The following is a 4,479-nucleotide window of genomic DNA, read 5'->3' as shown; positions in this document are numbered from 1 at the left end:
CGCGAGAAGGGCCGGGGCGGGGTCAGGGGTCTTCCTGGCTCGCCACGTTGCCGAACTCGTGGTCCAGCGGGGGCGGCGGGGCTATGTCCAGGCCGTAGTGGTGGTAGAGCTGGAGTTCCTGTTCGGGGGAGAGGTGGCGGCCGACACCGAAGTCGGGGGCGTCCTTGATGAGCGCGCGGTCGAAGGGGACGCGGAGAGAGCCCTCGACGAGCTCGCTCGGCTCGAGGGGGATGAAGGCGTCGCGGCCGAAGAGGCCCATGCGTATCGCGGCCCACTCGGGGACGCCGGTCGCGTCGTCGAGGTAGACCTCGTCCACGGTGCCGATCTTGGTGCCCTTGCGGTCGAACGCCTTGCGGCCGATCAGATTGCGCGGATCGATGTCGGTCTGCACGGGCCCTCCAAGTGGTTGCCATGGGGGTTTGCAAATCCTTCCTCACCACTACGAAAAGGCACAACCGGGACGGCGGCCACTCGAAGGCACGTGCGTTGACCGCGCTGATACGCTGGCAGCGGCTGTTGAACCCGTGCGGGAGAGTCCTCCGGACACCACCCGGAGGCGCCGAAGGAGCAAATCCTCCCCGGAATCTCTCAGGCTCACGTACCGCACGGACGAGGTCACTCTGGAAAGCAGAGCGGGTGTCGACGGTTTCCGCTCTCACCGACGGTGAAAGCCGGCCCCTACTCGGGCCGGTGAAGCTCTCAGGTCGAGATGACAGAGGGGGAGGCCGTCGGGCACCCATGCCGTGGTGCCCTCGAAGGTCGTGTCAGACCAGGAGGCCTCCGCAATGACCGCCCACCGCATTCCGCTCGCAGAGCTCGAACAGGGCATCCCGTTCGAGCGGCGTCACATCGGACCCGACGCCGAGGCCCGGGCCAAGATGCTCGCCCACGTCGGATACGGCTCGCTCGACGAGCTGACGGCCGCCGCGGTCCCCGATGTGATCAAGAACGCCGAGGCGCTGAAGCTGCCGGGCGCCCGCACCGAGGCCGAGGTGCTGGCCGAGCTGCGCTCGCTCGCCGACCGCAACCAGGTGCTGGGCTCCATGATCGGGCTCGGCTACTACGGGACCTTCACCCCGCCGGTCATCCTGCGCAACGTCATGGAGAACCCTGCCTGGTACACGGCCTACACGCCGTACCAGCCCGAGATCTCCCAGGGGCGGCTCGAAGCGCTGCTCAACTTCCAGACCATGGTCGCCGAGCTCACCGGGCTGCCCACCTCCGGCGCCTCCCTGCTCGACGAGGGCACGGCCGCCGCCGAGGCCATGTCCCTGTCCCGGCGCATGGGCCGGAACAAGAAGGGCCTCTTCCTGATCGACGCGGACACGCTGCCGCAGACCATCGCCGTGATCGAGACCCGCGCCGAGCCCACCGGGGTCGAGGTCGTCGTCGCCGACCTCAGCGACGGCATCCCCGCCGACATCGCCTCCCGCGAGATCAACGGCGTACTCCTGCAGTACCCGGGCGCCTCCGGTGCCGTACGCGACCTCAAGCCCGTCATCGAGCAGGCCCACGGCCTCGGAGCGCTCGTCACCGTCGCCGCCGACCTGCTCGCCCTCACCCTGCTGACCCCGCCCGGTGAGCTGGGCGCCGATATCGCGGTCGGCACGACGCAGCGGTTCGGTGTGCCGATGGGCTTCGGCGGGCCGCACGCCGGCTACATGGCCGTGCACGAGAAGTTCGCGCGCAGCCTGCCCGGACGGCTCGTGGGCGTCTCCGTGGACGCGGACGGGCACAAGGCGTACCGGCTCGCCCTCCAGACCCGCGAGCAGCACATCCGCCGGGAGAAGGCGACCAGCAACATCTGCACCGCCCAGGTGCTGCTCGCCGTGATGGCCGGCATGTACGCCGTCTACCACGGTCCCGAGGGGCTGCGGACCATCGCCCGGCGCACCCACCGGTACGCCACCGTGCTCGCCGCGGGGCTCGCCGCGGGCGGCGTCGAGGTCGTGCACGGCGCGTACTTCGACACGCTCACCGCGCGGGTGCCGGGACGGGCCGCCGAGGTCGTCGCCGCCGCGCGGCAGCACGGCGTGAACCTGCACCTCGTGGACGCCGACCAGGTGTCCGTCTCCTGCGACGAGACCACCACACGGGCGCAGCTGGGTGCCGTGTGGACGGCGTTCGGGGTGGAGGGCAACGTCGAGGACCTCGACGCGGTCGCCGAGGACACGCTGCCCGAGGCGCTGCTGCGCTCCGACGACTACCTCACGCACCCCGTGTTCCACGACCACCGGTCCGAGACCGCGATGCTGCGCTACCTGCGTCGTCTCGCCGACCGGGACTACGCGCTCGACCGGGGCATGATCCCGCTGGGCTCCTGCACGATGAAGCTCAACGCGACCACCGAGATGGAGCCGGTGACCTGGCCCGAGTTCGGGCAGCTGCACCCCTTCGCGCCCGCCGCGCAGGCCCAGGGCTATCTGACGCTGATCCGCGAACTGGAGGAGCGGCTCGCCGAGGTCACCGGATACGACAAGGTGTCGCTCCAGCCGAACGCCGGCTCGCAGGGTGAGCTGGCGGGCCTGCTCGCCGTACGCGGTTACCACCGGGCCAACGGCGATGACCAGCGCACCGTCTGCCTGATCCCGTCCTCCGCGCACGGCACCAACGCCGCGAGCGCCGTGATGGCGGGCATGAAGGTCGTCGTCGTGAAGACCGCCGAGGACGGCGAGATCGACGTCGAGGACCTGCGGGCCAAGATCGAGCAGTACCGCGACGAGCTGTCCGTGCTGATGATCACCTACCCGTCGACGCACGGTGTGTTCGAGGAGCACGTCGCCGACATCTGCGCCCAGGTGCACGACGCCGGCGGCCAGGTGTACGTCGACGGCGCCAACCTCAACGCGCTGGTGGGCCTCGCCAAGCCGGGCCACTTCGGCGGTGACGTCTCGCACCTGAACCTGCACAAGACGTTCTGCATCCCGCACGGTGGCGGCGGTCCCGGTGTCGGGCCCGTGGGGGTCAGGGAGCACCTGGCGCCGTATCTGCCGAACCACCCGATGCAGCCCGCGGCCGGCCCCGAGACCGGTGTGGGCCCGATCTCGGCCGCCCCGTGGGGCTCGGCGGGCATCCTGCCGATCTCGTGGTCGTACGTCCGGCTGATGGGCGGCGAGGGCCTCAAGCGGGCGACGCAGGTCGCCGTGCTCAGCGCCAACTACATCGCCAAGCGGCTGGAGCCGCACTACCCCGTGCTGTACACCGGTCCGGGCGGGCTCGTCGCACACGAGTGCATCGTCGACCTGCGGCCCCTCGCGAAGACGACCGGGGTGAGCGTCGACGACATCGCCAAGCGGCTGATCGACTACGGCTTCCACGCGCCGACGATGTCGTTCCCGGTGGCGGGGACGCTGATGATCGAGCCGACCGAGTCGGAGGACCTCGCCGAACTGGACCGGTTCTGCGACGCGATGATCGCGATCCGCGCGGAGATCGAGAAGGTCGGGTCGGGCGAGTGGCCCGCCGAGGACAACCCGCTGCGGAACGCGCCGCACACCGCGGCCGCGCTCGGCGGCGAGTGGAGCCACGCGTATTCCCGTGAGGAGGCCGTGTTCCCGGCCGGGGTCAAGCCCGCCGACAAGTACTGGCCGCCGGTGCGCCGGATCGACCAGGCCTTCGGTGACCGGAACCTGGTCTGCTCCTGCCCGCCGCTGGACGCCTACGAAGAGTAGTCACCCGCGGAAACGCGTCGGGGCCGGTTCGGAGAGTGCTTCTCCGGGCCGGCCCCTCTTCGTGTCCGGGCGGGCGTCCGTCGCGGGGATGCTCGCCCTGTGCGCACCTCTCGCGGGTCAGGCCGCCGTCATCACCGTGCCGCTGCCGAGCGGGCGGTGCGGGGCGATGATCTGGCCGTCGGGAAGGAGCTCACCGGTGTCCTCGAAGAGCAGAACGCCGTTGCAGAGCAGGCTCCATCCCTGCTCCGGGTGGTGCGCCACGAGACGGGCGCCTTCCCGGTCGGCGGATTCGGCGGTCGGGCACGGTGGCTGGTGCTGGCACATGGTTGTGGGGATCTTTCGCTCTGTCGTGAGTGGTGAGATGGCTGTCGTGTCTGTATCGCGGCGTGAAGCCTCGTCGCTCATGGCCGCCCCCCGTTGTGATAATTCGGTCCGGTCCCAGTGTTGCCCCACGGGCGTCAATCCGCAGGCATTTCGCAGCACGGCTTTCTCACAGGTTGATGACGCATCCTCCACGCGGACGGTTCATCGGAACTCCCTGTCCGTTCGGGTGGTTCGCCATGGTCGGATGGGGCTAGTCCGGCGCGGGGCGCGGACTATGAATGGCTCGTTCGAGCGTATTGCCGCGCGTAAGAGCGGAATGCCGCACCGATGACAATGGCGTACCCCGCCGCCCGGATATCGGCGGCGGGGTACGCGACGGTGCGCATGAGGTGGCGGCCCTCGGTTCAGGCGGGTGACCCCATGAGGGGGGCGGGGGTCAGGCGAGTGGTCAGGACCGGGAGGAGGTCGGCGACCCGGTGTGGAC

3 protein-coding genes and 1 riboswitch are annotated in these 4,479 nt (G+C 70.1%); of the genes, 1 reads left to right on the top strand and 2 read right to left on the bottom strand.

All coding sequences use genetic code 11. The annotated features are described in order from the left end of the window. Nucleotides 1–22: 22 nt before the first annotated feature. Nucleotides 23–391, bottom strand: a complete 369-nt coding sequence (locus AOK15_RS09880; RefSeq protein ID WP_055514929.1) for a PRC-barrel domain-containing protein — start codon at nucleotides 389–391, stop codon at nucleotides 23–25. Nucleotides 392–517: 126 nt separating this feature from the next. After that, a riboswitch (glycine riboswitch) is annotated at nucleotides 518–614 on the top strand. 171 nt (nucleotides 615–785) lie between these two features. Between AOK15_RS09880 and gcvP the strand changes: the two genes are divergently transcribed. Further along, nucleotides 786–3,671, top strand: a complete 2,886-nt coding sequence (gene gcvP, locus AOK15_RS09875; RefSeq protein ID WP_055514927.1) for an aminomethyl-transferring glycine dehydrogenase — start codon at nucleotides 786–788, stop codon at nucleotides 3,669–3,671. Nucleotides 3,672–3,788: 117 nt separating this feature from the next. On the opposite strand, the gene AOK15_RS09870 is transcribed toward gcvP, so the two are convergent. Further along, nucleotides 3,789–3,995, bottom strand: a complete 207-nt coding sequence (locus tag AOK15_RS09870) for a DUF5999 family protein (protein WP_055514925.1) — start codon at nucleotides 3,993–3,995, stop codon at nucleotides 3,789–3,791. Nucleotides 3,996–4,479: the final 484 nt, after the last annotated feature.

Origin of the sequence: Streptomyces ossamyceticus (assembly GCF_001418475.1) — a bacterium.
Taxonomy (GTDB): Bacteria; Actinomycetota; Actinomycetes; order Streptomycetales; family Streptomycetaceae; genus Streptomyces; species Streptomyces ossamyceticus.
The sequence above is the reverse complement of the archived record's forward strand: the minus strand, read 5'-3'. Positions and strand labels throughout refer to the sequence as shown.